The sequence below is a fragment of the Pseudomonas putida genome, from assembly GCF_002741075.1.
Lineage (GTDB): Bacteria > Pseudomonadota > Gammaproteobacteria > Pseudomonadales > Pseudomonadaceae > Aquipseudomonas > Aquipseudomonas putida_T.
Genome location: NZ_CP016634.1, coordinates 83,616 through 110,572, shown reverse-complemented (window position 1 = coordinate 110,572; position 26,957 = coordinate 83,616). Strand labels below are relative to the sequence as shown.

At 64.4% G+C, this 26,957-nt stretch carries 28 protein-coding genes and 1 pseudogene; 17 read left to right on the top strand and 12 right to left on the bottom strand.

Annotated features, from left to right (window positions below):
* Positions 1-34: 34 nt before the first annotated feature.
* A complete protein-coding gene (locus tag IEC33019_RS00860; RefSeq protein ID WP_070091338.1) occupies positions 35-1,039 on the top strand; it encodes an LLM class flavin-dependent oxidoreductase in 1,005 nt (334 codons plus the stop codon).
* Between the two features lie 78 nt (positions 1,040-1,117).
* On the opposite strand, the gene IEC33019_RS00855 is transcribed toward IEC33019_RS00860, so the two are convergent.
* Together IEC33019_RS00855 and IEC33019_RS00850 are read right to left on the bottom strand one after the other, a co-directional pair.
* Entirely contained in the window at positions 1,118-1,339 is a 222-nt protein-coding gene (locus IEC33019_RS00855) for a DUF1161 domain-containing protein (RefSeq protein WP_070091337.1), read from the bottom strand.
* A gap of 106 nt (positions 1,340-1,445) precedes the next feature.
* On the bottom strand, positions 1,446-1,661 hold the full coding sequence (locus IEC33019_RS00850; RefSeq protein ID WP_070091336.1) for a dodecin: 216 nt from the start codon (positions 1,659-1,661) through the stop codon (positions 1,446-1,448).
* 155 nt (positions 1,662-1,816) lie between these two features.
* Between IEC33019_RS00850 and IEC33019_RS00845 the strand changes: the two genes are divergently transcribed.
* A complete protein-coding gene (locus tag IEC33019_RS00845; RefSeq protein WP_070091335.1) occupies positions 1,817-2,140 on the top strand; it encodes a DUF883 family protein in 324 nt (107 codons plus the stop codon).
* On the opposite strand, the gene IEC33019_RS00840 is transcribed toward IEC33019_RS00845, so the two are convergent.
* Positions 2,137-3,033 carry a LysR family transcriptional regulator gene (locus IEC33019_RS00840; protein ID WP_070091334.1) on the bottom strand — a complete coding sequence of 299 codons (897 nt, stop codon included), beginning with the start codon at positions 3,031-3,033 and terminating at the stop codon, positions 2,137-2,139. The two genes, IEC33019_RS00845 and IEC33019_RS00840, sit on opposite strands and share 4 nt — an antisense overlap.
* Positions 3,034-3,243: 210 nt before the next feature.
* Here IEC33019_RS00840 and trpB point away from each other — a divergent pair, with 210 nt between their 5' ends.
* On the top strand, positions 3,244-4,461 hold the full coding sequence (trpB, locus tag IEC33019_RS00835; protein WP_070091333.1) for a tryptophan synthase subunit beta: 1,218 nt from the start codon (positions 3,244-3,246) through the stop codon (positions 4,459-4,461).
* Positions 4,458-5,267 (top strand): tryptophan synthase subunit alpha, encoded by an 810-nt coding sequence (gene trpA, locus IEC33019_RS00830; RefSeq protein WP_070091332.1) that lies wholly within the window; start codon positions 4,458-4,460, stop codon positions 5,265-5,267. The genes trpB and trpA overlap by 4 nt, the downstream gene beginning before the upstream one ends.
* A gap of 81 nt (positions 5,268-5,348) precedes the next feature.
* On the opposite strand, the gene IEC33019_RS00825 is transcribed toward trpA, so the two are convergent.
* Entirely contained in the window at positions 5,349-5,678 is a 330-nt protein-coding gene (locus IEC33019_RS00825; protein WP_070091331.1) for a DOPA 4,5-dioxygenase family protein, read from the bottom strand.
* A gap of 54 nt (positions 5,679-5,732) precedes the next feature.
* Between IEC33019_RS00825 and IEC33019_RS00820 the strand changes: the two genes are divergently transcribed.
* The gene (locus IEC33019_RS00820; RefSeq protein WP_070091330.1) at positions 5,733-6,350 is read left to right on the top strand and encodes an NAD(P)-dependent oxidoreductase; all 618 of its coding nucleotides are present in this window, start codon (positions 5,733-5,735) and stop codon (positions 6,348-6,350) included.
* Positions 6,351-6,363: 13 nt separating this feature from the next.
* Here IEC33019_RS00820 and IEC33019_RS00815 read toward each other — a convergent pair.
* Positions 6,364-7,262 (bottom strand): annotated as a pseudogene (locus IEC33019_RS00815) (choline sulfate utilization transcriptional regulator).
* Between the two features lie 109 nt (positions 7,263-7,371).
* Between IEC33019_RS00815 and betC the strand changes: the two are divergent.
* The 3 genes from betC to IEC33019_RS00800 all read left to right on the top strand — a co-directional run bounded on the left by betC (position 7,372) and on the right by IEC33019_RS00800 (position 11,521).
* A complete protein-coding gene (gene betC, locus IEC33019_RS00810) occupies positions 7,372-8,889 on the top strand; it encodes a choline-sulfatase (RefSeq protein WP_070091328.1) in 1,518 nt (505 codons plus the stop codon).
* A gap of 14 nt (positions 8,890-8,903) precedes the next feature.
* On the top strand, positions 8,904-9,830 hold the full coding sequence (choX, locus tag IEC33019_RS00805; protein ID WP_099592762.1) for a choline ABC transporter substrate-binding protein: 927 nt from the start codon (positions 8,904-8,906) through the stop codon (positions 9,828-9,830).
* A gap of 125 nt (positions 9,831-9,955) precedes the next feature.
* A complete protein-coding gene (locus IEC33019_RS00800; RefSeq protein ID WP_070091326.1) occupies positions 9,956-11,521 on the top strand; it encodes a SulP family inorganic anion transporter in 1,566 nt (521 codons plus the stop codon).
* Between the two features lie 87 nt (positions 11,522-11,608).
* Here IEC33019_RS00800 and aroE read toward each other — a convergent pair whose 3' ends face one another.
* Both aroE and hemF read right to left on the bottom strand, forming a co-directional pair.
* The gene (aroE, locus tag IEC33019_RS00795) at positions 11,609-12,433 is read right to left on the bottom strand and encodes a shikimate dehydrogenase (RefSeq protein ID WP_070091325.1); all 825 of its coding nucleotides are present in this window, start codon (positions 12,431-12,433) and stop codon (positions 11,609-11,611) included.
* 24 nt (positions 12,434-12,457) lie between these two features.
* Positions 12,458-13,369, bottom strand: coding sequence for an oxygen-dependent coproporphyrinogen oxidase (hemF, locus tag IEC33019_RS00790; RefSeq protein WP_070091324.1), 912 nt, complete (start codon positions 13,367-13,369; stop codon positions 12,458-12,460).
* Between the two features lie 133 nt (positions 13,370-13,502).
* Here hemF and IEC33019_RS00785 point away from each other — a divergent pair, with 133 nt between their 5' ends.
* Complete coding sequence (locus IEC33019_RS00785) at positions 13,503-14,480, top strand: NADPH:quinone reductase (protein ID WP_070091323.1); 978 nt, start codon at positions 13,503-13,505, stop codon at positions 14,478-14,480.
* A 126-nt stretch (positions 14,481-14,606) separates the two neighbouring features.
* Here IEC33019_RS00785 and IEC33019_RS00780 read toward each other — a convergent pair whose 3' ends face one another.
* The 3 genes from IEC33019_RS00780 to dprA all read right to left on the bottom strand — a co-directional run bounded on the left by IEC33019_RS00780 (position 14,607) and on the right by dprA (position 16,962).
* Positions 14,607-14,915: a hypothetical protein gene (locus tag IEC33019_RS00780; RefSeq protein ID WP_070091322.1), complete on the bottom strand. Its 309-nt coding sequence runs from the start codon at positions 14,913-14,915 to the stop codon at positions 14,607-14,609.
* A gap of 354 nt (positions 14,916-15,269) precedes the next feature.
* The gene (locus tag IEC33019_RS00775; RefSeq protein ID WP_070091321.1) at positions 15,270-15,827 is read right to left on the bottom strand and encodes an L-threonylcarbamoyladenylate synthase; all 558 of its coding nucleotides are present in this window, start codon (positions 15,825-15,827) and stop codon (positions 15,270-15,272) included.
* A gap of 37 nt (positions 15,828-15,864) precedes the next feature.
* Positions 15,865-16,962: a DNA-processing protein DprA gene (gene dprA, locus IEC33019_RS00770; RefSeq protein ID WP_070091320.1), complete on the bottom strand. Its 1,098-nt coding sequence runs from the start codon at positions 16,960-16,962 to the stop codon at positions 15,865-15,867.
* 208 nt (positions 16,963-17,170) lie between these two features.
* Between dprA and def the strand changes: the two genes are divergently transcribed.
* Genes def through IEC33019_RS00745 form a run of 5 tightly spaced genes read left to right on the top strand, consistent with a single transcriptional unit; the run spans position 17,171 to position 21,700 of the window.
* Entirely contained in the window at positions 17,171-17,677 is a 507-nt protein-coding gene (gene def, locus IEC33019_RS00765; protein ID WP_003253111.1) for a peptide deformylase, read from the top strand.
* Positions 17,678-17,737: 60 nt separating this feature from the next.
* The gene (gene fmt, locus IEC33019_RS00760) at positions 17,738-18,670 is read left to right on the top strand and encodes a methionyl-tRNA formyltransferase (RefSeq protein ID WP_070091319.1); all 933 of its coding nucleotides are present in this window, start codon (positions 17,738-17,740) and stop codon (positions 18,668-18,670) included.
* Entirely contained in the window at positions 18,667-19,977 is a 1,311-nt protein-coding gene (gene rsmB, locus IEC33019_RS00755) for a 16S rRNA (cytosine(967)-C(5))-methyltransferase RsmB (protein WP_070091318.1), read from the top strand. Before fmt ends, rsmB begins: the two co-directional genes overlap by 4 nt.
* A 22-nt stretch (positions 19,978-19,999) precedes the next feature.
* Complete coding sequence (trkA, locus tag IEC33019_RS00750) at positions 20,000-21,373, top strand: Trk system potassium transporter TrkA (protein ID WP_070091317.1); 1,374 nt, start codon at positions 20,000-20,002, stop codon at positions 21,371-21,373.
* Positions 21,374-21,385: 12 nt separating this feature from the next.
* Positions 21,386-21,700: a tetratricopeptide repeat protein gene (locus IEC33019_RS00745; protein WP_070091316.1), complete on the top strand. Its 315-nt coding sequence runs from the start codon at positions 21,386-21,388 to the stop codon at positions 21,698-21,700.
* Between the two features lie 97 nt (positions 21,701-21,797).
* On the opposite strand, the gene IEC33019_RS00740 is transcribed toward IEC33019_RS00745, so the two are convergent.
* A complete protein-coding gene (locus IEC33019_RS00740) occupies positions 21,798-22,685 on the bottom strand; it encodes a lysophospholipid acyltransferase (RefSeq protein ID WP_070091315.1) in 888 nt (295 codons plus the stop codon).
* A gap of 41 nt (positions 22,686-22,726) precedes the next feature.
* On the bottom strand, positions 22,727-23,278 hold the full coding sequence (locus tag IEC33019_RS00735) for a DNA-3-methyladenine glycosylase I (protein ID WP_070091314.1): 552 nt from the start codon (positions 23,276-23,278) through the stop codon (positions 22,727-22,729).
* Between the two features lie 87 nt (positions 23,279-23,365).
* Here IEC33019_RS00735 and glyQ point away from each other — a divergent pair, with 87 nt between their 5' ends.
* From glyQ to gmhB, 3 genes are read left to right on the top strand one after another with little or no spacing between them, the layout of a single operon-like run.
* Positions 23,366-24,313, top strand: coding sequence for a glycine--tRNA ligase subunit alpha (gene glyQ, locus IEC33019_RS00730; RefSeq protein WP_070091313.1), 948 nt, complete (start codon positions 23,366-23,368; stop codon positions 24,311-24,313).
* On the top strand, positions 24,310-26,364 hold the full coding sequence (gene glyS / locus IEC33019_RS00725; RefSeq protein ID WP_070091312.1) for a glycine--tRNA ligase subunit beta: 2,055 nt from the start codon (positions 24,310-24,312) through the stop codon (positions 26,362-26,364). Before glyQ ends, glyS begins: the two co-directional genes overlap by 4 nt.
* Positions 26,365-26,367: 3 nt before the next feature.
* The gene (gene gmhB, locus IEC33019_RS00720) at positions 26,368-26,895 is read left to right on the top strand and encodes a D-glycero-beta-D-manno-heptose 1,7-bisphosphate 7-phosphatase (RefSeq protein ID WP_070091311.1); all 528 of its coding nucleotides are present in this window, start codon (positions 26,368-26,370) and stop codon (positions 26,893-26,895) included.
* Positions 26,896-26,957: the final 62 nt, after the last annotated feature.

Sequence of the window (26,957 nt, the reverse complement as noted above, 5' to 3'; positions counted from 1 at the left end):
CAAGGCCCTTGGCCAACTTTCTGCGGAGGCTCCAATGACGCACCTGCGTGACCTGAAGATTTCCACCCTCGACCTGGTACCGGTGCGCGCCGACGGCGGGCCGGCGCAGTCGCTGCGCAACTCGCTGGATCTGGCGCAGCACGTCGAGCGCTGGGGCTACAACCGCTTCTGGGTGGCCGAACACCACAATATGGACGGCATCGCCAGCTCCGCCACTTCGGTGCTGATCGGCTATCTGGCCGGCGGAACCTCGCGCATCCGCATCGGTTCTGGCGGCGTGATGCTCCCCAACCATGCGCCCCTGGTGATCGCCGAGCAGTTCGGCACCTTGGCGAGCCTGTACCCAGGCCGTATCGACTTGGGCCTTGGCCGCGCGCCCGGCTCCGACCAGATGACCGCCCGCGCCTTGCGTCGCGAGCGTTCCGGCAGCGCCGACGACTTCCCGGATGATGTCGAGGAATTGTCGCGCTATCTGGGCCCTCGCACGCCGGATCAGAAAGTCATCGCCGTACCCGGCCATGACACCGAGGTACCGATCTGGCTCCTGGGTTCCAGCCTGTTCAGCGCCCAGCTCGCCGGAATGCGCGGGCTACCCTATGCCTTCGCCTCGCACTTCGCCCCGCGCTACATGCACGAGGCGATCCGCATCTATCGCGACCATTTCAAGCCCTCGACCGTGCTCGAAAAACCCTACGTGATGCTAGGTGTGCCGATGGTCGTGGCCGACACCGATGAACACGCCCAGTACCTGGCCACGTCCGTGTACCAGCGCATCCTCGCGCTGATACGTGGCCAGAGCCTGATGCAGCGCCCACCGGTGCCGAGCATGGACGGCTTGTGGCTGCCCCACGAGCGCGATGCGGTGGGCAGTTTCCTGGGCCTGGCGATGATCGGCAGTGCGCAGAAGGTGCGAGCCAAGGTGCAAGTGCTGCTGGAGCAGACCGGCGCCGATGAGCTGATCTTCACCTGTGATCTGTACGAGCATGCGGATCGGTTACGCGCGTACGAGCTGATGGCCCAGGCGCTCAAGACCGAGTAGCGCTTTTCGCGGACAAACCCGCTCCCACCGGTTCAGTGCGGTCAGGGGAGCGGGCTCACCCACGAAGCTTTCACCACCTCAGCCCCGTCGATAGACGATTTCCTTGGTGCCGCCCTCACAACTGCCGACCACCTTGCCGGCCGGCTCGCCCTTGTTGACGATCTCCAGCGTGTAGCCTTTCACGCCCTTGGCATCGAGCTTCGCCGCGATTTCGGCCTTGAGCTCTTCGCACGGTTTCCCAGCCGCAAACGCACCGCCTGCCAACGCCATCAATCCCACCGCCAGAATCAGTTTCTTCATCGATCGCTTTCCTTGTACAGATCAAAAAAGGACAGGGTGCCACTATCGAAATGGCACCCTGCAACCTTTACCCCATCTGGCCGGTCGATGCCAGCCTGGGCACGTTTCAGCTATTGGCGATGCGGAAACCAACCTTCAGCGTGACCTGGAAGTGCGCAGCCTGGTTATCGCGGATATGACCGCGGGTATCGACGACCTCGAACCACTCCAGGTGCTTGATGCTCTTGCCGGCTTCGGCCAGGGCATTGTTGATCGCGTCCTCGATGCTGGTGGGTGAGGACCCGACCAGCTCGATCTTCTTGTAGGTGCGATGATCGGACATGAGCGCTCTCCTTGGTTGGCGTGTGAGATTTGAGCCTAGCAGCGCAGGCCCGCTTTACCTGCGAACTCGCACGGCAAACGAAAGTTCGATCGCACTTTCGCTGCGCTGCACAGTCGCAACCCTTACAACCCAACCCACCGCGAAGGAGAGTCATCATGGCCTACAACTCGCTGCGTAAAGCGTCGCTGGAAAGCATGGAGGCGGAGATCGAAAGCCTGCTCAAGACCCTCGAACACCTCAAGCACGACGCCTCGGAAGAGTCGCAGAAATCCATGAAAGCGATCCGCAGCAACGCCGAAAACGCGCTCAGGCAGTCACGCACCCTGATGGGCGAGGCCTATGAAGAAGTAAAAGCCCGCACCCGCCAGACCGGCATCGCCACCCGCGATTACGCCCAGGAACACCCCTGGACCACCGCAGGCATCGCCATCGGTGCCCTTGGCCTGCTGGCCGCCTGGCTGATGTGCAAGCGCAACTAGGCCATCTGCAGTTCCAATTCATTGTGCAGCCACTGCGCCAACTGTTCGGCGCGCCCATCCGCGGCGCGTCGCGGCACCCACAGTGCCAATGCCGCGCGGGTAGGCGAGAACCCCCACGGTGCGCTCAGCCGCCCGGCCCGCAGGTCATCCGCCACCAGCGGTTGCGGCGCGATGGCCACGCCCAGACCGGCAACCGCCGCCTCCAACAGGTAATACAGATGCTCGAAGGCCTGGCCGAACGTCAGCGCTGCCGGGTCCAATCCTTGCTGCTCGGCCCAGGTCGGCCAGGCCTGCGGTCGCGAAGTGGTGTGCAGCAGGGCTTCATCGAGCAGGGCCGTGGCCGGCGCTTCACGCAAACGCTCGAATCCCGCGAAGTGAGGGCTCACCACTGGTCCGATGCGTTCCTGCGCCAGCACATGGACCTGCATGTCCGCAGGCCATGGCGGCTCGGCGTATACCAACAAGGCATCCAGGCCAGGGCGGCGGGGGTCCAGATCGCCTTCACCCGCGGACAGGTGCAGGCGCAGCTCCGGCAGATCGGCCTTCAGCCGCCCCAGGCGAGGGATGAACCAGCGCGCCAGCAGACTGCCGGAGCACCCCAGCACGAACGGCGCCTCGTTGACGTCGCGGCTGAGTTCCGAGCAGACCGTGCGCAACCGGTCGAATGCATCGAAACTCGCATCGCGCAGGCGAACACCGGCATCTGTGAGTTTGATGCCTCGCCCGTCCTTGACGAACAGCGCCACGCCCAGATGCTCTTCGAGCACCTTGATCTGACGACTGACAGCACCATGGGTGACGTGCAAAAGCTCGGCGGCCTGGCTGACGCTGTTGAGCCTCGCAGTGGCCTCGAAGGCGCGCAACGCGTTGAGGGGAGGGAGATCCTGGCGCATTTGATATGTGAGATTTTCTGACAAGTTATCGCAATCTTATCGGTTTTCAGCCAGCCATGTCGTGGTTAGAGTAGGCCCATCGACCGATGCAGGCCTGTTCATGGGTAAACCCGCTCCCACAGGTTCAGCATCGCCCGGATCTGTGGGAACACGTTCACCCACGGACAAGCCCACACGATTTCACTGATCACATCGCCTATGGAGCGTCCCATGACCCAGACCCAATACCGTACCGGCCCCGATGCCAACGGCCTGTTCGGCTCGTTCGGCGGCCGCTACGTGGCCGAAACCCTGATGCCACTGGTCCTGGACCTGGCCCGCGAGTACGAAGCGGCCAAGGCCGATCCGAAGTTCCTCGAAGAACTGGCCTACTTCCAGCGCGACTACATCGGCCGGCCCAACCCGCTGTACTTCGCCGAACGCCTGACCGAACACTGCGGCGGTGCGAAGATCTTCTTCAAACGTGAAGAGCTCAACCACACCGGCGCGCACAAGGTGAACAACTGCATCGGTCAGGTGCTGCTGGCCAAGCGCATGGGCAAGAAACGCCTGATCGCCGAAACCGGTGCCGGCATGCACGGCGTGGCCACTGCCACCGTTGCCGCACGCTTCGGCCTGCCCTGCGTGATCTACATGGGTGCCACCGACATCGAGCGCCAGCAGGCCAACGTGTTCCGCATGAAGCTGCTGGGCGCCGAGATCGTTCCGGTCACCGCTGGCACCGGCACCCTCAAGGACGCCATGAACGAGGCCCTGCGCGACTGGGTCACCAACGTCGACGACACCTTCTACCTGATCGGCACCGTGGCCGGCCCCCACCCGTACCCGGCGATGGTCCGCGACTTCCAGTCGATCATCGGCAAGGAAACCCGCGCCCAACTGCACGAGAAGGAAGGCCGCCTGCCTGACAGCCTGATCGCCTGCGTTGGCGGTGGCTCCAACGCCATGGGCCTGTTCCACGATTTCCTCGATGACGCCAGCGTGCAGATCATCGGCGTCGAAGCCGGTGGTCATGGCGTGAACACCGACAAGCATGCCGCCAGCCTCAACGGCGGCGTCCCGGGCGTGCTGCACGGCAACCGCACTTACCTGCTGCAGGACGAGGACGGCCAGATCACCGATGCCCACTCGATCTCTGCCGGCCTGGACTACCCCGGCATCGGCCCCGAGCACGCCTACCTGCACGAAGTGAAGCGCGTCGAATACGTCAGCATCACCGACGACGAAGCGCTCGACGCCTTCCACACCTGCTGTCGCCTGGAAGGCATCATCCCGGCCCTGGAGAGCTCCCACGCCCTGGCCGAGGCGATCAAGCGCGCACCCAACCTGCCCAAGGACCACCTGATGGTCGTGTGCCTGTCCGGCCGTGGCGACAAAGACATGCAAACCGTGATGAACCATATGGCCGCCCAGGAGAAACAGCCATGAGCCGTCTTGAACACCGCTTCGCCGAGCTGAAGGCCGAAGGCCGCTCCGCGCTGGTCACCTTCATCACCGCCGGCGACCCTGGCTACGACGCCTCCCTGGCGATCCTCAAGGGCCTGCCTGAAGCCGGTGCCGACGTGATCGAGCTGGGCATGCCGTTCACCGACCCGATGGCCGATGGCGTGGCCATCCAGCTGGCGACCCTGCGTGCCCTGGAAGCCGGCCAGACCCTGGCGAAAACCTTGCAGATGGTCCGCGAGTTCCGCGTCGGCAACCAGACCACGCCGATCGTGCTGATGGGCTACTACAACCCGATCCACCGCTTTGGCGTGGAGCGCTTCGTGGCAGAGGCCAAGGACGCTGGCGTCGATGGCCTGATCATCGTCGACCTGCCGCCTGAGCACGACGCCGAGCTGGCCACCCCAGCCCAGGCCGCCGGCATCGACTTCATCCGCCTGACCACGCCGACCACCGACGACGCCCGCCTGCCACGGGTACTGGAGCGCAGCTCCGGTTTCGTCTACTACGTCTCGGTGGCTGGCGTGACCGGCGCCGGTTCGGCCACCACCGAACACGTGCAGCAGGCCATCGCCCGCCTGCGCCGCCACACCGATCTGCCGATCAGCGTTGGTTTCGGTATCCGCACACCGGAGCAGGCCGCGGCGATCGCCAAGCTGTCCGAAGGCGTGGTGGTGGGTTCGGCGCTGGTCGACAAGATCGCCCAGGCCAAGAGTGCCGACCAGGCGGTAGCGGATGTGCTGAGCCTGTGCTCGGCGCTGGCTGAAGGCGTGCGCGGCGCCCGCCGGTAATATCGCGAGGGCTACGCCAGCCCCACGGAATCACTCGTGGGAGCTGGCGACAGCCTGCGATGGGCCGCAAAGCGGCTCCATTCATTCGAATATCGACAGGTCCAACGGCCTGACAGCTCCCATCCAGATCGCATGATCCCGGTGATCCGCCAGTTCATCCCCCGTCAGCGGGTGCAGGAACACCACCAACCCCTTGCGATACAGCGCCAGCCACGGCAATACCACCCCCACCACCTCCGGCCCGAAAGCCAGCTGGCAGCTCCAGTCCGGATGCGGCCCGACCGGTTTCTGGTGCATGCGCCCCATGGTCACGGGAAACAGCCGCGCCGCTTCCTCGCACAGCGCCCGGGCCTGCTCCATCGTCGATGCGTCGTAGTACACGTGGGCGTGATAACCCTTGATCCTTTGCACGATTACTCCCAAATGAGGTCAAACGATCACTGGCCCGCAAAGGGGAGCGATCCTGTGAAAAATGCCGAGACCCCCGTGTTCAAACTGGTCCTGTTCGGTGCCGAAAGCAGCCTGGGCAGTGCCCTGATCGTCGAGCTGCTGTCGCGTCAGCATGAAGTCACGGCGGTGGTCGATGACCTCAACCGTCACGCGCCGCGCCCTGGCCTGCACTTCAAACGAGGTGCGCTAGGTGACAAGCATCAGGCCGAACAGAGCGTGGCCGGTGGGTCGGCGGTGATCGCCTTGCTCTCGGCGCTCGCCCCCGGCGACTTGCCCGCGCAGCGGCAAATGACCGAGGCCCTGGTGGCAGGTCTTTCCCGTACGACTATACGCCGGCTGTTACTGGTGGGCGATTTTGACGTGCTGGACACGCCATCCAGGCATAACGAAGCGCAGCGCAACTGTGCCGACCAGATCGTCGATGGCCTGCAACGCAGCGCCCTGCGCTGGACGCTGATCAATGCCCCTGAAGACAGGCCTGGCCTGGGCATCGAGCATTTTCGCAACCTCGATGGAACGCTGGAGCCCGGACTGGCCGGGCCCTTGCAGCGATTGGCGCGGATTGCCGCAGGAATGGTCGATACCCTTGAGCTGAACCTGCATCAAGGCGAGCATGTGAACTTCGTGCTCTAGAGCCCCAGTGAATTCACGCGCCACGCTCCTGTTCCAGCCAGTCCACGAACCGCTCGATCAACGCCCCCCGTCGTTTGCGCGGGGGCAGGACCACGTAATACCCCCGTGCCGAGCGCAAACTGCCCTCGAGCGGGCGGCACAACAACCCCTGGTCCACCAAGCCATCGACCAGGTGCCGCCATCCGATCGCCACCCCCTGTCCCGCGATCGCCGCCTGGATCAGCAACGTGTAGTTGTCGAAACGCAGTTGCCCTGCAGGCGGCGGGATGTGCAGTCCAAACCCACGAAACACCCCGCCCCAATCGAACCAGCGGCTGGCCTGCTCCCCCTCAGATGAAGCAGGGGCAATCGTTGCAAAGCCTCGGCTGACGCGGGTTTGCCACGAATCAGGTTGGGGCTGCAGACCGGGAAGACTTCCTCATCGAACAGCCAGCGGCTCTCGCCCTGATGGAAGCGCCCATCGCCGAACAGCACCGCCACGTCGATGTCCGGGCGCAGCATGGCCTGGCTACGCTCACCGGTCACCAGGCTGACATCCACCTGTGGATAAGCCTCATGGAAGCGCGGCAACCGTGGCATCAGCCAAAAAGCCGCAAAGGCAAAGTCGGTAGCCACCTGCAGTACTTCGCGCTGGCCACGTCCGCTGGCCTGGGCGATGCCGTCGTTCATGGCCAGCAACGCTGGATGAATCTGCTCGAACAGCGCTTGCCCCGCCTCGGTCAACTCGATCCCCCGGTAGATCCGGTCGAACAGGCGCGTGCCCAACTGGGCCTCCAGGCGCTTGACCTGCTGGCTCACTGCCGGCTGCGTAGTGCCCAGCTCCAGTGCAGCGGCGGTAAAGCCCCGCAGCCGGGCGGCGGCCTCGAAGACCCGCAAGGTGTCCAGGGAAACGTCAGCAAGGTGGTCAAACATAAGTTCAGCTAATCCCACTCATTGCCCGGCGTGGGCTTTACCCATGTTATCCACAGTCGCATCCTCGATCGCAAGCGGTTCCCATAACCTTCAACGATGGAAGGCACCCATGAAGCGACCCAACATCCTGTTCATCATGGCCGACCAGATGGCCGCGCCCATGCTGCCGATCTACAACCCCTCTCCCATCCAGATGCCGCATCTGAGCCGCCTGGCCGAGCAGGCCGTGGTGTTCGACGCCGCCTACTGCAACAGCCCGCTGTGTGCGCCCTCGCGCTTCACCCTGGTCAGCGGCCAGCTGCCCAGCCGCATCGGTGCCTACGACAACGCCGCGGACTTCCCCGCCGACGTCCCCACCTACGCCCACTACCTGCGCCGCCTGGGCTATCGCACGGCACTGTCGGGCAAGATGCATTTCTGCGGCCCGGACCAACTGCACGGTTACGAGGAACGCCTGACCAGCGATATCTACCCGGCCGACTATGGCTGGGCCGTGAACTGGGATGCGCCCGACCAGCGCCCGAGCTGGTATCACAACATGTCCTCGGTGCTGCAGGCCGGGCCTTGCGTTCGGACCAATCAGCTGGATTTCGACGAAGAAGTGGTGTTCAAGGCCCGCCAGTATCTCTACGACCACGTCCGCGAGAACGATGGTCGGCCGTTCTGCCTGACCGTCTCCATGACGCACCCCCACGACCCGTACACGATTCCCAAGCACTACTGGGATCTGTACGAAGGTGTGGATATCCCCATGCCGCTTGAAACCATCGACCAAGAACACCAGGACCCGCACTCCCAACGCCTGCTCAAGGTCTATGACCTGTGGGACAAGCCCTTGCCCGCGTACAAGATCCGCGACGCCCGTCGCGCCTATTTCGGTGCCTGCAGCTACATCGACGACAACATCGGCAAGCTCCTGCAGACCTTGGAGGAGTGCGACCTGGCCGACGACACCTTGATCGTGTTCTCGGGCGACCACGGCGACATGCTTGGCGAGCGTGGGCTTTGGTACAAGATGCACTGGTTCGAGATGTCGGCCCGGGTGCCGCTGCTGATACATGCCCCCAAACGCTTTGCCGCGGCGCGGGTCAGCGCCAACGTCTCCACCTGCGATTTACTGCCTACCCTGGTGGAACTGGCCGGGGGCGGGGTCGAGCCGGCCCTGCATCTGGATGGCCGCTCCCTGGTCGGGCATCTGCAAGGGCAGGGCGGGCATGACGAGGTGATCGGCGAATACATGGCCGAGGGCACCGTCGGCCCATTGATGATGATCCGTCGCGGCCCGTACAAGTTCGTGTACAGCGAGGACGACCCGTGTCTACTCTATGACCTGAGCCGCGACCCGCACGAGCGGGAGAACCTCACCGGCAGCCAGGACCATCAGGCGCTGCTGCAGGCATTTGTCGATCAAGCCCGCCAACGCTGGGACATTCCCGCCCTGCGCCAGCAAGTGCTGGCGAGCCAGCGACGCCGTCGCCTGGTGGCCGAGGCACTGTCCATCGGCAAGCTGAAAAGCTGGGACCACCAACCCTGGGTGGATGCCAGCCAACAGTACATGCGCAACCACATCGATCTCGACGACCTCGAGCGCAAGGCACGTTATCCACAGCCCGCACCCCTGGATTGAGTAGAGAGGCCGCCATGAAGAAGTACACCACAGCCGTGATCGCCCTGGCCCTGGGCCTGACTGCCATCACAGCCCACGCCGACAGCGATGCCCGATGCACCACCGTGAAGATGGCCGACCCCGGCTGGAGCGACATCGCCTCCACCAACGCCGTCGCCCGCCTGCTTTTGGAAAGCCTTGGCTACCAGGTGAAAATCGACAACCTGGCCGTACCGATCATCTTCGGCGGCCTCAAGGACGGTCAGGTAGACGCCTTCCTGGGCAACTGGATGCCCGCGCAACAGGGCTTTCACGACAAGTTCGTGGCCAACGGCGATGTACAGCGCCTGGCCCGCAACCTTGAAGGCACGCAATTCACCCTCGCGGTGCCGGACTATGTCTGGGAGGCCGGTGTCAAAGACTTCGCCGACCTGTCAAAACATGCCGACGCCTTCGGCAAGAAGCTATACGGCATTGGTTCCGGTGCACCGGCCAACCTGTCGCTCAAAGAGATCATCGACAAGAACGCCTTCGACCTGGGGCAGTGGAAGCTGGTCGAGTCCAGTGAGCAGGCAATGCTGGCCCAGGTCCATCGGGCCGTGCAGAAAAAGCAGTTCATCACCTTCCTCGGCTGGACGCCGCACCCGATGAACGTGAAGCTCAAGATGCATTACCTCACCGGGGGCGAGCAGTGGTTCGGCGACAACGGCGATGTGTACACCCTGGTGCGCAAGGGTTATCCACAAGCCTGCCCGAATGCCGCGAAACTGCTGGGCAATCTGAGCTTCAGTCTGGAGATGGAAAACAGCATCATGGCCGAGGTTGTGGATAAGAAGGTGAGCTTCGATGAGGCAGCCAAGGCGTGGGTCAAAGCGCATCCGGAATCGCTCGATGGCTGGTTGGCCGGGGTGACCACCAAAGAGGGTGGGAACGCCCAGGAGGTCATAAAAGCTAAACTTTAATCCGCACAACCACACATAACCCCTGTGGGAGCGGGCTTACCCGCTGTGCCAGTGTTCGCGGCGCTTCGACGCCTCGATACCCACTCCCACAGGGCTGGTGAAATCTTCAGGAATTCGTATTTCCCATGCCTCGCCTGACCCACCTGCTGCCCTTCCTCACCTGGCTCCCCCGTCAATCGGGCCGCAGCCTGCGCCAGGACCTGCTGGTCGGCCTGAGCGGCGCCATCCTCGCCCTTCCGCAATCGATCGCCTATGCCCTGATCGCCGGGTTGCCCGCCGAGTACGGCCTGTACGCCGCCATTGTGCCCGTGCTGGTGGCGTGCTTATGGGGTTCCTCCTGGCACCTGATCTGCGGCCCGACCGCGGCCATCTCCATCGTGCTCTACGCCAGCGTCAGCCCCCTGGCGATGGCAGGCAGCGACGATTACATCACCCTGGTGCTGCTGCTGACCTTCCTCGGCGGCGTGTTCCAGCTGCTGCTGGGGATGCTGCGTTTCGGGGCGCTGGTCAATTTCGTCTCCCATTCCGTGGTGCTCGGCTTCACCCTCGGCGCCGCCGTAGTCATTGCCCTGGGCCAATTGCCCAATCTGATGGGCGTAGACCTGCCCAGCCAGGCCACGGCCCTGCGCACCCTGCGGGACCTGATCGATCATGTCGGCGAGGTCGACCTGCCGTCGCTGGCCCTGGGCCTGGCGACCCTGCTGATCGGCGTGTCGCTCAAGCTCTGGCGCCCGCGCTGGCCTAGCCTGTTGATAAGTCTGGTAGTGGTCAGCGTGATCGCCTGGCTACTGCCGAGCGCCTTTGGCCATGTGCCCAGGGTGCCCGCCTTCTTGGGTCAGCTTCCGCCCGTGAGTCCCTTACCACTGCTGGATCTGGAACTGATCCTGCGCCTGCTGCCCAGCGCCGTGGCGGTGGGCATGCTCGGGCTGGTGACCAGCCTGTCGATCGCCCGGTCATTGTCGGCGCGTTCTGAGCAGTTGATCGACGCTAACCAAGAGATCCGCGCCCAGGGCCTGTCGAACATGGTCGGCGCACTGTTCTCCGGTTACCTGTCATCGGGCTCGTTCACCCGCTCGGGCTTGAGCTACGACGCGGGTGCCCGCTCGCCAATGGCCGGGGTGTTCTCGGCATTGTGGGTGGCCCTGTTCGCCGTGGCTGGCGCCGGGCTGATCGCACACCTGCCGATTCCGGCCATGGCCGGCAGCATCCTGCTCATCTGTTGGGGGTTGGTGGACCACCGGGCTATCCGTTCACTGTTCCGAGTCAGCCGCTCGGAGTTCCTGGTCATGGCACTGACAGCCGCCGCGACCCTGCTGCTGGAGTTGCAGACGGCGATCTATGCCGGGGTGCTGGCGTCGCTGTTCTTCTACTTGAAGCGTACCTCGCGCCCTCGGGTGCAGCAGAGCCGGGAAGGGGAGACCGATGTGCTGCGAGTGGGCGGGTCGATCTTCTTCGGCGCCGCGCATTATCTGCAGGTGCGCCTGCAACGCTGCCAAGGGCCGCAGGTCGTGATCGACGCACGGCAGATCAACTTCATCGACTATTCAGGGGTGGACATGCTGCACCGCGAGGCGCGGCGCCTGAAGCGCAGTGGCGGGAGCCTGACGTTGCATCGGGCCCGGCCGCAGGTGATCGAAGAGTTGCAGAAGCTCGAAGGGGCCGCGTTGTGCCCGATCCGGTTCGAGGAGTGATGCTTCAGAACCTGGCCCTTTCGCGGCACGGTCCCTGAGCGGCCTTGTGCCGCGAAAGGGCCGCATAGCGGCCCCAAAATCTCAAGGTCAGCCCCGCGCCAACTGCCGGCGCAGCTCATCCAGCACAGGTGCCGTGTCCGGCCGTACACCCCGCCAGGTGAAGAACGCCTCGGCAGCCTGCTCGGCCAGCATCCCCAACCCATCCAGCACCTTGGCCGCCCCCAGCCGGGTGGCCCACTGACAGAACGGCGTCGGCTCCTTGCCGTACATCATGTCGTAGCAGACCGTGCGCCCCGGCTCGACCAGGCTGTCGGCAATCGGCGGCAGCTCGCCGGCCAGGCTCGCCGAGGTGGCATTGATGATGAGGTCCACCGGCTCCTGCAACCAGGCAAAACCGCTGGCGACCACCGGCCCCAGGTCATCGAACTCACGGGCCAGTTGCTCGGCCTTTTCCACCGTGCGGTTGGCGATCACCAGCGATTGCGGACGATGCGCCAGGATCGGCTGCAACACTCCCCGCACCGCACCACCGGCACCGAGAATCAGAATGCGCTTGCCGGTGAGTTCCACCCCGGCATTGACGGTCAGGTCCCGCACCAGGCCCGCGCCATCGGTGTTGTCACCCTGCAGGGTGCCATCAGGCAGCTTGCTCAGGGTATTCACGGCACCCGCCCGCTGGGCCCGTGGCGTGAGGCTGTCGCACAGGCGGAAGGCTTCTTCCTTGAACGGCACAGTGACATTGGCACCAGCCCCTTGCTTGAAGAAACCTCGCGCACAGTCGCTGAAATCATCCAGCGGCGCCAGCAGGGTGCTGTATTCCAGGTCCTGGCCGGTCTGGTCAGCGAACAGGCGGTGGATCAACGGCGACTTGCTGTGGCCGATGGGGTTACCGAAAACGACGTACTGGTCCATGGGAGCTCCTCGTTATCCACAGGCTTACTGGTTGAGCCAGTCGCGGTCCTGCAGGAAGTACTCGGTCAGGCGCGCTTCCTCGCTGCCCGGCGCGGGTTTCCAGTCGTAGCCCCAGCGGACCTGCGGCGGCAGCGACATGAGGATCGACTCGGTGCGCCCGCCCGATTGCAGGCCGAACAAGGTGCCGCGGTCGTAGACCAGATTGAACTCCACATAGCGCCCACGGCGGAACTCCTGGAACTCGCGCTGCTCGGGCGTGTAAGGCGTGGCCTTGCGGCGCTGGACGATCGGCAGGTAGGCCTCGATGTAGGCATCGCCGATGGCGCGCAGGAAGGCGAAGCAGGTGTCGAAGTCCCACTCGTTCAGGTCGTCGAAGAACAGCCCGCCAATGCCACGCGGCTCGCCCCGGTGCTTGAGGTGGAAGTAACGGTCGCACCAGGCCTTGTAGCGCGGATAGACATCAGCCCCGAACGGCGCGCAGGCCTGCTCGGCGACCCGGTGCCAGTGGATGCAGTCTTCCTCGTTGCCGTAGTAGGGCGTCAGGTCGAAACCGCCGCCGAACCACCAGACCGGCTCTTCGCCTTCCTTCTCGGCGATGAAGAACCGTACGTTGGCATGGGACGTCGGCACATGCGGGTTGTGCGGGTGGATCACCAGCGACACGCCCAGCGCCTCGAAACCACGGCCCGCCAGCTCCGGGCGGTGCGCACTGGCCGATGGCGGCAGGCCGGCGCCGAACACGTGGGAGAAGTTCACACCACCCTTTTCGATCACCTTGCCTTCGCCGATCACCCGCGTGCGGCCACCGCCCCCGGCTTCGCGCACCCAGGCATCCTCGACGAAGCGGGCGCCGCCGTCTTCGTTTTCGAGGGCAGAGCAGATGCGGTCTTGCAGGTCGAGCAGGTAGGCTTTCACGGCCTCGGTGCGGCTGGTCATCGGGTCACCTGGAAGGAGCGGAAAAATTTGCCGGCTAGCATACCATCGGCGGCGGCCACGCCGCAGTTGACGGCGATCAAGCAAAGGCGTCCGATAGAAGGCCCTCCCGATCCCCATGACAACGGAGTGTAAGATGGCCAAGCGTATCCAGTTCAGCCAGCACGGCGGCCCGGAAGTTCTGCAACTGGTCGAGTTCGAACCGACCCCGCCAGGGCCGCAGCAGGTCCGCGTACGCAACCACGCGATCGGCCTGAACTTCATCGACACCTATTTTCGCAGCGGCCTGTACGCACCGCCCGCGCTACCGTCGGGCCTCGGGACGGAGGCCGCGGGCGTGGTCGAGGCAGTTGGCGAAGGCGTCAGCCGCCTGAAGGTGGGCGATCGCGTGGCTTATGCCGGTGGGCCGCTGGGCGCCTACAGTGAAGTGCATACCCTGCCAGAGGCCAACCTGGTCAAGTTGCCGGAGGCCATCAGCTTCGAGCAGGCCGCCGCAGTGATGCTCAAGGGCCTGACCACCCAGTACCTGCTCAAGCAGACCTACGCCGTGCAACCGGGCGATTTCATCCTGTTCCATGCCGCTGCCGGTGGCGTCGGCTCGCTGGCCTGCCAGTGGGCCAAGGCGCTGGACGCCAGGCTGATCGGCACCGTCGGCTCGGCCGAGAAAGCCGAGCGCGCCAAGGCCCTGGGCGCCTGGGCGACCATCGACTACAGCCACGAGGACGTGGCCAAGCGCGTGCTGGAACTGACCGATGGGAAGAAATGCGCGGTGGTCTACGACGGCGTGGGCGCCGATACCTGGCTGACCTCGCTGGACTGCCTGCGCCCGCGCGGGCTGATGGTGAGTTTCGGCAATGCCTCCGGCGCGGTGACCGGCGTGAACCTTGGGATCCTGTCGCAGAAGGGCTCGCTGTACGTCACCCGTCCGACCTTGGGCAACTACGCCAACAACGCAGAGAACACCCAGGCCATGGCCGATGACCTGTTCGGCATGATCACCAGCGGCAAGCTGGTTGTGGATATCCAGCAGCGGTATCCGCTGAGCGAAGCGGCCAAGGCCCAGACGGAGCTGTCGGCGCGCAGAACCGTTGGCTCGACTGTGCTGCTGCCCTGATCCGAGATCGTTACGCGACTGTTTGACTCAGCACGCCACCTGTGGGAGCGGGTTTTACCCGCAAACGCGGCGGTGAATTCACCCAGGCCTTCGCGGGTGAATCCGCTCCCACAGCGCTCACTCTGCTTAGCCAGCGGTCCTGATAGTTGCTGGCGCCGACTCGATGCCATCGAGCATCGCCTCCACCAAGCCCTCTGCCATTTCAATCGCGTGCAGGTTCGACCAGTACATGCCGCGCCCTGACTCGTGCAGGCGATCGAGTGCCTTCACGCCAGTCTCGTAGGCGCAGCGCAGGTAGAGCGCTACGTGGACGAGGGCGTCGTGGGCAGAGATGTCGGGGTTTGTGGAGAAGAGGGGAGGATGGCCGGCGTCGCAGCGGCCGAAAGGGCGAGATGTGGTGTTGGGTAGAGGTGGATCAGGGACAAGCTTTTTCATCGTTTGCTCCAGAGTTGGAGCTGACACCCGTCCGTTACCACACGGTTTGGGTGGCAGCTGTACGCGGAGTGGTAAACCGGACTGGAGGCACTCCCGGCAGGCAAAAGCCTCCCGCGCACAGCCGCCATAGGCTGCAAATGCTCCAGAATTGGCGGGTTACCACACCCGATCACCAAGTTATTTGGCGACGGGCTGGAGCCTAGAGGCATGGGTTCCCTGCCGGAAGGTGACGGCAGCTGACGGATGGGTAGGGTATTTCCCTAAATGCCAGCTGGACAGCCGCTCGAGGGAAATCAGAAAAGTCCTGCAATACCTAGGGGCCGCGTGGCGGCCCATCGCCGAGCCCACTCTGGGTCAGCCGGCCCGAACGACCTCACCCGTCACCAGGTTGCGAATCACGCTCGGATTCTTGCGCCCACCCAGCGCCCCGCCGAGCACCAGGTCCAATTGGCCATGGAAATACTGCTCCACCCGCAGCCGGCTCTTGGCCGCCGGGCGTCCGCCTGGGTTGCACGAGGTGGAAATCAGCGGCCCGACCAGCGCGCACAATTCACGCACCAGGGGGTGATCGCTGACCCGCAGGGCCACGGTGTCATGTTCGCCGGTCACCCACTCGGGCAACAGGTCCTGGTGCGGTACCAGCCAAGTGTTCGGACCAGGCCAGGTGCTGCCCATGCGGTCGATCCAGTCTTGGGGGAAATCCTCGAACAGGAAATCGAACTGGCGGATGTTGTCGGCAACCAGGATCAACCCCTTGTCCACAGGACGCGACTTGAGCGCCAGCAGGCGGTACACCGCATCCTCGTTCCACGGGTCGCAGCCCAGGCCCCAGACCGCTTCCGTCGGATAGGCGATAACCGCGCCTGCCCGAATCTCACGTGCGGCTTGTTGCACACGCCAACTGCTCACCATTTTGTCTCTCCGCATTTAAGCCTGATGCGCAGTGTACTTAGCTGCTTCGGGCAAACCAACGCCCGGCTTCGTTGGTGACCCGGCCTTCGAGCTCCAGCTCGGTAAGGCTGGCCAGCACCTGGGCCAGCGGCTGCCCACTGCTGTGGGCCAGGGCTTCGCTGGTCTGGGGCGCGGCATGTAGCAAGGCGAGCAACGGGTGGGCGGGTTTTTCCACAGGCGCCGGGGGCAAGTTCTGCCAGCCGCGCAGGCTGTCGAGGATCTGCTCCACGCTTTCCACCAGCAACGCGCCATCGCGAATCAGCTGGTGGCACCCCTTGGAACCCGGGTGATGGATCGAGCCCGGAATGGCATACACCTCCCGGCCTTGTTCGGCGGCCAAGCGCGCGGTGATCAGCGATCCGCTTGCCAGGCTCGCCTCGACCACCAATACCCCCAGCGACAGACCGCTGATGATCCGGTTACGTCGCGGAAAATTCGCAGCATGCGGATTGGCATCGAGGGGAAACTCCGACACCAGCGCGCTGCCCCCTTCGATCATGGCCCGAGCCAGGTCACGGTGGCGCTGTGGATAAAGTTTTTGCAGACCCGTGCCGAGCACGCCAATGGTGTGCCCACCTGCCTGCAGCGCCGCCCGATGAGCGGCACCGTCGACCCCCAGGGCCAACCCGCTGGTGATGGTGAAACCCGCCTGGGCCAGACACCTGGAAAACGCCTTCGCGGTGTCCAGGGCCGGGGGGGTTGCACGGCGGCTGCCGACCACCGCCAACTGCGGCCGCTCGAGCAACGTGGGGTCTCCGGCCACGAAAAGCAGGGGCGGGGCAGCGTCCGTTTCGGCGAGCAGAGCGGGGTAGGCAGGTGAATCCCACATCAGTAAATGCTGGCCCGGACGCTCTAGCCAAGCCATTGCGACGCCAGCGCCGTCACGGACTTCGGCACTGCGACGGGCCTCGGCGCAAGCCGCCGGCAAACCCAATGCGCGCCAGGCGCTGGCCGGGGCACTGAGCGCCGAAGCGGCATCGCCGAAGGCATCGATCAGGGTGTGGAAACGTCGCGGGCCTACCTCGGGCAGTCGATGCAAACGCAAACGCGCCTCGAGTTCGGCAGGTGGACAGGCGGGCACAACAGACATGTTCATGGCGGATCATCCTTGATCGGCGAGGGGTCATCCACGTGGCACAACCTGTGGATAACTTTGTTGATAATACTTTGACAAGCTGTCCATGGAATGGACCCGATGCCGTCCTTTCACACCCTAGCCGAGCTTTGCCAGGTGCCGAATGCCCCGATTCCCTTTATTATGTGTGCTCAGTTTTCAACCGAACGCACAGTGACTGCCTGACCTTATGGCCATCTTGAACATTCTCGAATTCCCGGACCCGCGCCTGCGCACCCTCGCCAAACCGGTGACGGAGTTCGACGACGCCCTGCGTCAGCTGATCGACGACATGTTTGAAACCATGTACGAAGCCCCTGGCATCGGCCTGGCCGCCACCCAGGTCAACGTGCACAAGCAGGTCGTGGTCATGGACCTCAGCGAAGACCGCAGCGAACCGCGCGTCTTCATCAACCCCAGCGTCGAAGAGCTGACCCACGACATGGGCCAGTATCAGGAAGGCTGCCTGTCGGTGCCGGGCTTCTACGAGAACGTCGACCGCCCTCTGCGTGTGCGGGTCAAGGCCCAGGACCGCGACGGCAAGCCGTTCGAGCTGGAATGCGAAGGCCTGCTGGCAGTGTGCGTGCAGCACGAGTTCGACCACCTCAACGGCAAGCTGTTCGTCGACTATCTGTCACAGCTCAAACGCGACCGGATCAAGAAGAAGCTGGAAAAACAGCACCGCCAGCAAGCCTGATCCCCACCTTCCAGAAGGCTTGCTTCGGCAAGCCTTTTTCTTTTTCAAAGCGAGAACTCCATGCGCATCGTCTTCGCAGGCACCCCAGAGTTTGCCGCCGAACACCTCAAAGCCCTGCTCGACAGCCCCTATGACGTGGTGGCCGTCTACACCCAGCCCGACCGCCCGGCTGGCCGCGGCCAGAAACTCATGCCCTCTGCGGTCAAGCAACTGGCCGTCGAACACGGCATCCCGGTGTTCCAGCCACAGACCCTGCGCAACGCCGAGGCCCAGGCGGAACTTGCCGCGCTAGAGCCAGACCTGATGGTGGTGGTCGCCTACGGCCTGATCCTGCCCCAGGTAGTGCTGGATATCCCGCGCCTGGGCTGCATCAACAGCCACGCCTCTCTGCTGCCGCGCTGGCGCGGTGCTGCGCCCATCCAGCGTGCCGTCGAAGCCGGCGATGCCGAGAGCGGCGTGACCGTGATGCGCATGGAAGCTGGCCTGGACACCGGCCCCATGCTGCTCAAGGTCGTCACCCCGATCAGCGCCGAGGACACCGGCGGCACTCTGCACGACCGCCTCGCCCAGATGGGCCCAGGCGCCGTGGTGCAGGCCATCGCGGGCCTGGCCGACGGCAGCCTGCAAGGCGAGGTTCAGGACGACGCCCTGGCCACCTACGCACACAAGCTGAACAAGGACGAAGCCCGCATCGACTGGAATCGTCCAGCCATCGAGCTGGAGCGCCTGATCCGCGCCTTCAACCCTTGGCCGGTTTGCCACAGCACCCTGGACGGCGAGAGCGTGAAGGTCCTGGCGGCGCAGTTGTCCACAGGCAAAGGCACCCCCGGCGAGATCCTTTCCGCCAGCAAGGACGGCCTGGTGGTCGCCTGCGGCGAAGGCGCCCTGAGCCTGACCCGTCTGCAGTTGCCAGGCGGCAAGGCCCTGGCCTTCAGCGACCTGTTCAACAGCCGTCGCGAGAAGTTCGCAAGCGCCAAGGTGCTCGGCCAATGAACCCACGTCTGGCCGCCGCCCGCGCCCTTGCCGCTGTGCTCAGCGGCAAGGCCTCGCTCAACAGCTCGTTGCCAGCGCAACTGGACAAGGTCGAGGAGCGTGACCGTGGCCTGGTCCAGGACCTGGCCTTCGGCACTGCCCGCTGGCAGCCGCGCCTGGACCTGCTGGCCGCACAGTTGCTGCAAAAGCCCTTCAAGGCCGCCGATGCCGACGTTCAGGCTTTGCTGCTGGTCGGCCTGTACCAACTGTTCTACACCCGCATTCCAGCCCACGCGGCCATCGGCGAAACCGTCGGTTGCGCCGACAAGCTCAAGAAGCCGTGGGCCAAGGGCTTGCTCAATGCGGTGCTGCGTCGCGCCCAACGCGAAGGCGAGGCACTGCTCGCCGACATGGAGCGCGACCCGGTAGTGCGCACCGCTCACCCGCGCTGGCTGCAAAAGGCGCTCAAGGCCTTCTGGCCGGAGCAGTGGGAAGCGATTTGCGCTGCCAACAACGCCCATCCGCCGATGATCTTGCGGGTCAATCGCCGCCACCACAGCCGTGACGCTTACCTGGCTCTGCTGGCCGAAGCCGGCATCAGCGCCAGCCCTTGCCAGTACAGTCGCGACGGCATTCTGCTGGCCGAGGCCTGCGACGTGCGCGGCCTGCCAGGTTTCGCCGAGGGCTGGGTCAGTGTGCAGGACGAGGCCGCGCAACTGGCCGCCGACCTCATGGAACTGGCGCCCGGCCAACGCGTGCTGGATGCTTGCTGCGCCCCGGGCGGCAAGACCTGCCACCTGCTCGAAGCCGAAGCCGGGCTAGGAGAAGTGGTCGCCATCGACCTGGAGGCCAAGCGTCTGGCGCGAGTACGTGAGAACCTCGATCGTCTGAAACTGGACGCCCAGCTGATCGCCTGCGACGCCCGCGACACTACCAGCTGGTGGGACGGCAAGCCGTTCCAGCGCATCCTGCTCGATGCGCCGTGCTCGGCGACCGGCGTCATCCGCCGCCACCCGGACATCAAGCTGACCCGCCAGGCCGACGACATCCCGGCCCTGGCGGCGCTGCAAGGCGAGCTGCTCGATGCGCTGTGGCCAACCCTCGAAGTCGGCGGCATGCTGGTCTATGCCACCTGTTCGAGCCTGCCGACGGAAAACACCGACGTGATCGATGCCTTCCTCGCTCGCACCCCTGGCGCCCGCGAACTGGACCTGGCGCTCGATGCCGGTGTGCGCCAGCCCCACGGCCGCCAACTGCTGGCCCAGGAAGGCGGCCACGACGGTTTCTACTATGCCAAGCTGATCAAGATCGCCGCCTCGCGCGGATAAGCACAAGGACTAGGAGTAGCGGATGAAGATCATCATCCTCGGCGCAGGGCAAGTGGGCGGCACGCTGGCAGAGCACCTGGCCAGCGAAGCCAACGATATCACCGTGGTCGACACCGACGGCGACCGCCTGCGCGACCTGGGCGACCGCCTGGATATCCGCACCGTGCAGGGCCGCGGCTCGCTGCCCACGGTGCTGCGCCAGGCCGGCGCCGACGACGCCGACATGCTGGTGGCGGTGACCAACAGCGACGAGACCAACATGGTGGCCTGCCAGGTCGCCTACTCGCTGTTCCACACGCCCACCAAGATCGCCCGGGTACGCGAGTCGGCGTATCTCACCCGCGAAGAGCTGTTCGACAACGACCACATCCCGGTGGACGTACTGATCAGCCCGGAACAGGTGGTGACCAACTACATCAAGCGCCTGATCGAGCACCCCGGCTCCCTGCAGGTGATCGACTTCGCCGATGGCAAGGCACAACTGGTGGCGGTCAAGGCCTACTACGGTGGTCCCCTGGTGGGCCAGCAATTGCGCCAGATCCGCGCCCATATGCCCAATGTCGATACCCGCGTGGCGGCGATCTTCCGCCGCGACCGGCCCATCACGCCACGGGGCGACACCGTGATCGAGGCCGACGACGAGGTCTTCTTCATTGCCGCACGCAAGGACATCCGCGCGGTGATGGGCGAGCTGCGCCGTATCGACGAGACCAACAAGCGCGTGGTCATCGCCGGGGGCGGGCAGATCGGCGAACGCCTTGCCGAGGCCATCGAGAGCCGCTACCAGGTCAAGATCATCGAGATGAGCCAGGCCCGCTGCCGCCATCTCTCCGACACCCTGGAGAGCACCGTGGTGCTCCAGGGCAGCGCCTCGGACAAGGACCTGATGCTCGAGGAGAACATTGCCGACGCCGACATCTTCCTGGCCCTGACCAACGACGACGAAGCCAACATCATGTCCTCGCTGCTGGCCAAGCGCCTGGGTGCGCGCAAGGTGATGACCATCATCAACAACCCGGCGTATGTGGACCTGGTCCAGGGTGGCGATATCGACATCGCCATCAGCCCTCAGCTGGCCACCATCGGTACCTTGCTGGCCCACGTGCGCCGTGGCGACATCGTCAGCGTGCATTCGCTGCGTCGGGGCGCGGCGGAGGCCATCGAGGCGGTCGCGCATGGCGATGCCAAGTCGAGCAAGGTGATCGGCAAGGCCATCGAAGACATCGCCTTGCCGCCAGGCACCACCATCGGCGCGATCATCCGCGACGAGGAAGTGCTGATTGCCCACGACGACACGGTGATCGAAGCGGGCGATCATGTGATCCTGTTCGTTGTGGATAAAAAGCACATCCGCGATGTGGAGAAGCTGTTCCACGTGGGCCTGAGTTTCTTCTAAGGAGAAAACGGCATGCGCGAATCACTGGAAAAGATGCTGGCCAAGGGGGTGGATAACGCCCTGCTGCGCTTTGGCCTGGGCAAGGCCTGGCTCGACGAAGGCAACGGCGCCGAGGCGGCGCTGCACCTGGCTCGGTGCGTGGAACATGACCCGAAGTACTCGGCGGCGTGGAAGCTGCTGGGCAAGGCCCACCAGTTGCAGGGCGACCTGACGGCGGCGCGCAAGGCATGGGAAGAGGGGATCGCGGCGGCGCAGGCCCATGGCGACAAGCAGGCCGAGAAGGAAATGGCGGTGTTCCTGAAGAAGCTCAACAAGACATCAGGTTAACGCGGTCCCTGTGGGAGCGGGTTCACCCGCGAATGCGATGTTGGATTCACCGACACATTCGCGGGTAAACCCGCTCCCACAGGGGACAGTGAAAATCTCAATACCAGCGCGGCTCGCCGGCCGGGCGTTTCTTGAAGCGTTTCATGCTCCACATGTACTGGCTCGGGTACTCGCGCACATAACGCTCGACCACCTTGCTCATCGCCGCCGCCGACACAGTCACGTCGGTGCTGTACATCTCTTCCGGCGCCGCTTCGAGGAACACCTTGAAGCCCGAGCCATCCGGCAGCCGCAGGGCATGCAGGAACACCCCCACCGCCTTGCCTCCGGCCAGCATGTTCGGCACGAACTTGCTGGTCAGCGCCTGGGTGCCCAGGAATGGCACGAACACCCCCGCCGACTCCGCTGGCTCCGGGTCGGCAGGAATACCCACCTGGCCACCACGGCGCACCTCTTTGATCACGCTGAGGATGCCTTCCTTGGTCGAAGGCGCCACGCGGTTACCCATCTGCACACGCTGCTCGCGCAGCAGGTCATCCACAGCCTTCAGCTTGGGCGGGCGGTAGAAGATGATCGGTTTGCACTGGCTGCAATAAAAGTGGTTCAGCACTTCCCAGTTGCCCAGATGGCTGGTGATGCCCACCACGCCCTTGCCCGAGGCCAGGGCCTTCTCCAGCACTTCCAGGCCGTGTACTTCCTTGACCAGTTCCAGCGAACGTTGTGGTGGCCAGATCCAGGCGCAGGCGCTTTCGACGAAGGACTTACCGATGTCCTTCAACGCACGGCCCACGAGTTGCTCGCGCTCGGCCGGGTTCATCTCCGGGAAGCACTTGGCCAGGTTGATGCGCACCACATTGCGCGAACCGTTGGGGATCTTCCACATGAGCCAGCCGATACCCGCGCCGACCCGCTGCACCGCGCTCCAGGGCAGCTTGGCGAACAGTCGCAGCACCCCGACCATCAGGGCGCCTTTGAATTTTTCCACAGCCGGATTCCTTATTTCTGCAAGGCGGGCATTGTAACGCTTCAGCGCAGCAACGCGGCGTAACGATCACAGTCGGTGGTGTGGTCCATGACCATGCCAGTGGCCTGCATGAAGGCATAGCAGATGGTCGGGCCGACGAATGTGAAGCCAGCCTTTTGCAGGGCCTTGCTCATGGCCCTGGCTTCGTCGGTGGCCGCCGGCACGTCGCCGCGCGCCTTGAAGTGGTTGATCTTGGGCACGCCACCGACGAACGACCATAGCCACTCGGCCGGGTTATCCACAGCCAGCCAGGCCTGGGCGTTGCGCCGTACAGCCTTGAGCTTGAGGCGATTGCGGATGATGCCGGTGTCTAGCATCAGTTCTTCGATCCGCTCGTCACTCATCTGCGACAGTTTCACCGGGTCGAAGCCGTGCAATACCTCGCGGTAGCGCTCGCGCTTTTTCAATACCGTGATCCAGGAAAGCCCGGCCTGGAACCCTTCGAGCAAAAGCATCTCGAAGAGCAACGCCGGGTCACGCTGCGGCGTTCCCCACTCCTGGTCGTGATAGGCCTGGTACAACGGATCGTCGGTACACCAGAAACAGCGTGGCATAAGGCTCCATTCCATGGGTAGAGGGCGAGGCGAATCGGGTTATACTCCCGCTCTTTACATCCGCATCCCCAGATACAGGTGAATTTCGTGAGCCAGCCTACGCCAGCCGTGCGTACCTTCCAAGACCTCATCCTCGCCCTGCAGCAATACTGGGCGGAGCAAGGTTGTGTGGTGCTTCAGCCCTACGATATGGAAGTAGGCGCCGGCACTTTCCATACCGCCACTTTCCTGCGCGCCGTCGGCCCGGAAACCTGGAACGCCGCCTATGTGCAGCCTAGCCGTCGCCCAACCGACGGACGGTATGGCGAAAACCCCAACCGCCTGCAGCACTATTACCAGTTCCAGGTGGTGCTCAAGCCGAACCCAGCCAACTTCCAGGAGCTGTACCTGGGCTCGCTGAAGGCGATCGGCCTGGACCCGCTGGTCCACGACATCCGTTTCGTCGAAGACAACTGGGAATCGCCGACCCTCGGCGCCTGGGGCCTGGGCTGGGAAATCTGGCTCAACGGCATGGAAGTGACCCAGTTCACCTACTTCCAGCAAGTCGGCGGCATCGAATGCTTCCCGGTCACCGGTGAAATCACCTATGGCCTGGAGCGCCTGGCCATGTACATCCAGGGCGTGGACTCGGTCTACGACCTGATCTGGGCCGACGGCCCGTTCGGCAAGGTCACCTATGGCGATGTGTTCCACCAAAACGAAGTGGAGCAGTCGACCTACAACTTCGAACACGCCAACGTCGAGAAGCTGTTCGAGCTGTTCGACTTCTACGAAAGCGAAGCCAACCGCCTGATCAAGTTGGACCTGCCGCTGCCGACCTACGAAATGGTCCTGAAGGCGTCCCACACCTTCAACCTGCTGGACGCCCGCCGCGCCATCTCGGTGACCGAGCGTCAGCGTTACATCCTGCGCGTGCGTACCCTGGCCCGGGACGTGGCGCAAAGCTATCTGCAAGCCCGCGCACGCCTGGGCTTCCCGATGGCGACCCCCGAACTGCGTGACGAAGTGTTGGCTAAGCTGGAGGCTGCACAATGAGTGCTCAAGATTTTCTGGTCGAACTGGGCACCGAAGAGCTGCCACCGAAGGCCCTCGCCAGCCTCGGCGATGCGTTCCTGGCCGGCATCGAGAAAGGCCTGCAGGCCGCTGGCCTGAACTACACCGGCAAGCAGGTCTATGCCGCCCCACGCCGTCTGGCCGTGCTGATCCGCCAGCTGGACGTGCAGCAGCCTGACCGCAGCATCAACATCGACGGTCCTCCCCGCCAGGCCGCCTTCGACGCCGAGGGCAACCCGACCCAGGCTGCCCTGGGCTTCGCCAAGAAATGCGGCGTGGATCTGGCCGAGATCGACCAGAGCGGCGCCAAGCTGCGCTTCTCCCAGCACATTCCGGGCAAGGCCACCGCCAGCCTGCTGCCGACCATCGTCGAGGATTCGCTCAACGATCTGCCAATCCCCAAGCGCATGCACTGGGGCGCCAGCCGTGAAGAGTTCGTGCGTCCGACCCAGTGGCTGGTGATGCTGCTCGGCGACCAGGTCGTCGAGTGCACCCTCCTGGCCCAGCAGGCCGGTCGCGAGTCCCGTGGCCACCGCTTCCACCACCCGGAGAACGTGGTGATCACCACCCCGGCCAACTACGTCGAAGACCTGCGCAAGGCCTACGTGCTGGCCGACTTCGCCGAGCGTCGCGAGCTGATCGCCAAACGCACTGCGGAGCTGGCCATGCAACAGGAAGGCACCGCTGTCGTGCCGCCGGCATTGCTGGACGAAGTGACCGCCCTGGTCGAATGGCCGGTGCCGTTGGTGTGCTCCTTCGAGGAGCGCTTCCTGGAAGTGCCACAGGAAGCACTGATCACCACCATGCAGGACAACCAAAAGTACTTCTGCCTGCTGGACAGCGAAGGCAAGCTGCTGCCGCGCTTCATCACCGTGGCCAACGTCGAGAGCCGTGATCCGAAGCAGATCGTGCAGGGTAACGAGAAGGTTGTGCGTCCGCGCCTGACCGACGCCGAGTTCTTCTTCAAGCAAGACAAGAAGCAGCCGCTGGAGACCTTCAACGAGCGCCTGAAGAACGTGGTCTTCCAGGCTCAGCTGGGCACGGTCTACGACAAGGCCGAGCGTGTCTCCAGGCTGGCGGCATTCATCGCCCCGCTGATCGGCGGCGACGCCCAGCGCGCAGCCCGTGCGGGCCTGCTGTCCAAGTGCGACCTGGCCACCGAGATGGTCGGCGAGTTCCCTGAAATGCAAGGCGTGGCCGGCTACTACTACGCCCAGAACGACGGCGAGCCGGAAGACGTCGCCCTGGCGCTGAACGAGCAGTACATGCCACGTGGCGCAGGTGCCGAACTGCCGCAGACCCTGACCGGTGCTGCCGTGGCCATCGCCGACAAGCTCGACACCCTGGTCGGCATCTTCGGCATCGGCATGCTGCCGACCGGCAGCAAGGACCCGTACGCCCTGCGCCGCGCCGCTCTGGGCGTGTTGCGCATCCTGATCGAGAAGCAGCTGGACCTGGACCTGACCACCGCGGTCGAGTTCGCCGTCAAGCAGTACGGTGCCAAGGTCAAGGCCGCCGGCCTGTGCGAGCAGGTGCTGGAGTTTGTCTTCGACCGTCTGCGTGCGCGCTACGAAGACGAAGGCATCGACGTCGCCACCTACCTCTCGGTACGTGCCCTCAAGCCAGGTTCGGCCCTGGACTTCGACCAGCGCGTACAGGCTGTGCAGGCCTTCCGCAAGCTGCCGGAAGCCGAGGCCCTGGCCGCGGTGAACAAGCGCGTGTCGAACCTGCTGAGCAAGGCAGAAGGCGCCATCGCCGACCATGTCGAGCCGAAGTACTTCGACAACGCCAACGAGTTCTCCCTGTACTCGGCCATCCAGCAGGCCGACCAGGCCGTGCAACCGATGGCGGCCGCACGTCAGTACAGTGAGTCTCTGGCCCGCCTGGCCGCCCTGCGTGATCCGGTCGACGCCTTCTTCGAGGCGGTGATGGTCAACGCCGAGGATGCCAAGGTCCGCGCCAACCGTTATGCCCTGCTCAGCCGCCTGCGCGGCCTGTTCCTGGGCGTGGCCGACATCTCGCTGCTGGGGTAAGCCTTGAAACTGCTGATTCTTGATCGAGACGGAGTGATCAACCACGACTCCGACGCCTACATCAAGTCGCTGGAAGAGTGGATCCCCATTCCCGGCTCGATCGAGGCCATCGCGCAGTTGAGCAAGGCGGGCTGGACGGTGGCGGTGGCCACCAACCAGTCCGGCATCGCCCGCGGTTACTACCCGCTGGCGACCCTGGAGGCCATGCATGCGCGCCTGCGCGCGCTGGTGGCCGAGCTGGGGGGCGAGGTGGGTTACATCGTGCATTGCCCGCACGGCCCGGACGAAGGTTGCGATTGCCGCAAACCCAAGCCCGGCATGCTGCGGGCGATTGCCGAGCATTATCAGGTCGATCTGGCTGGCGTCTGGTTCGTCGGCGACAGCAAAGGTGACCTGGAGGCCGCCCTGGCCGTCGATGCACAACCTGTGCTGGTGAAAACCGGCAAAGGTCAGGGGACGCTGGAAAAAGGCGTTCCGCAAAGCACTTTGATTTTCGACGATCTGGCAGCCATCGCCAGAGCACTCATTTAAGCAGTGCGCCCCATGTGGCGCACTTTTCCTTAGGCGGGCAAGCCCCGCAACGGTACATGCCA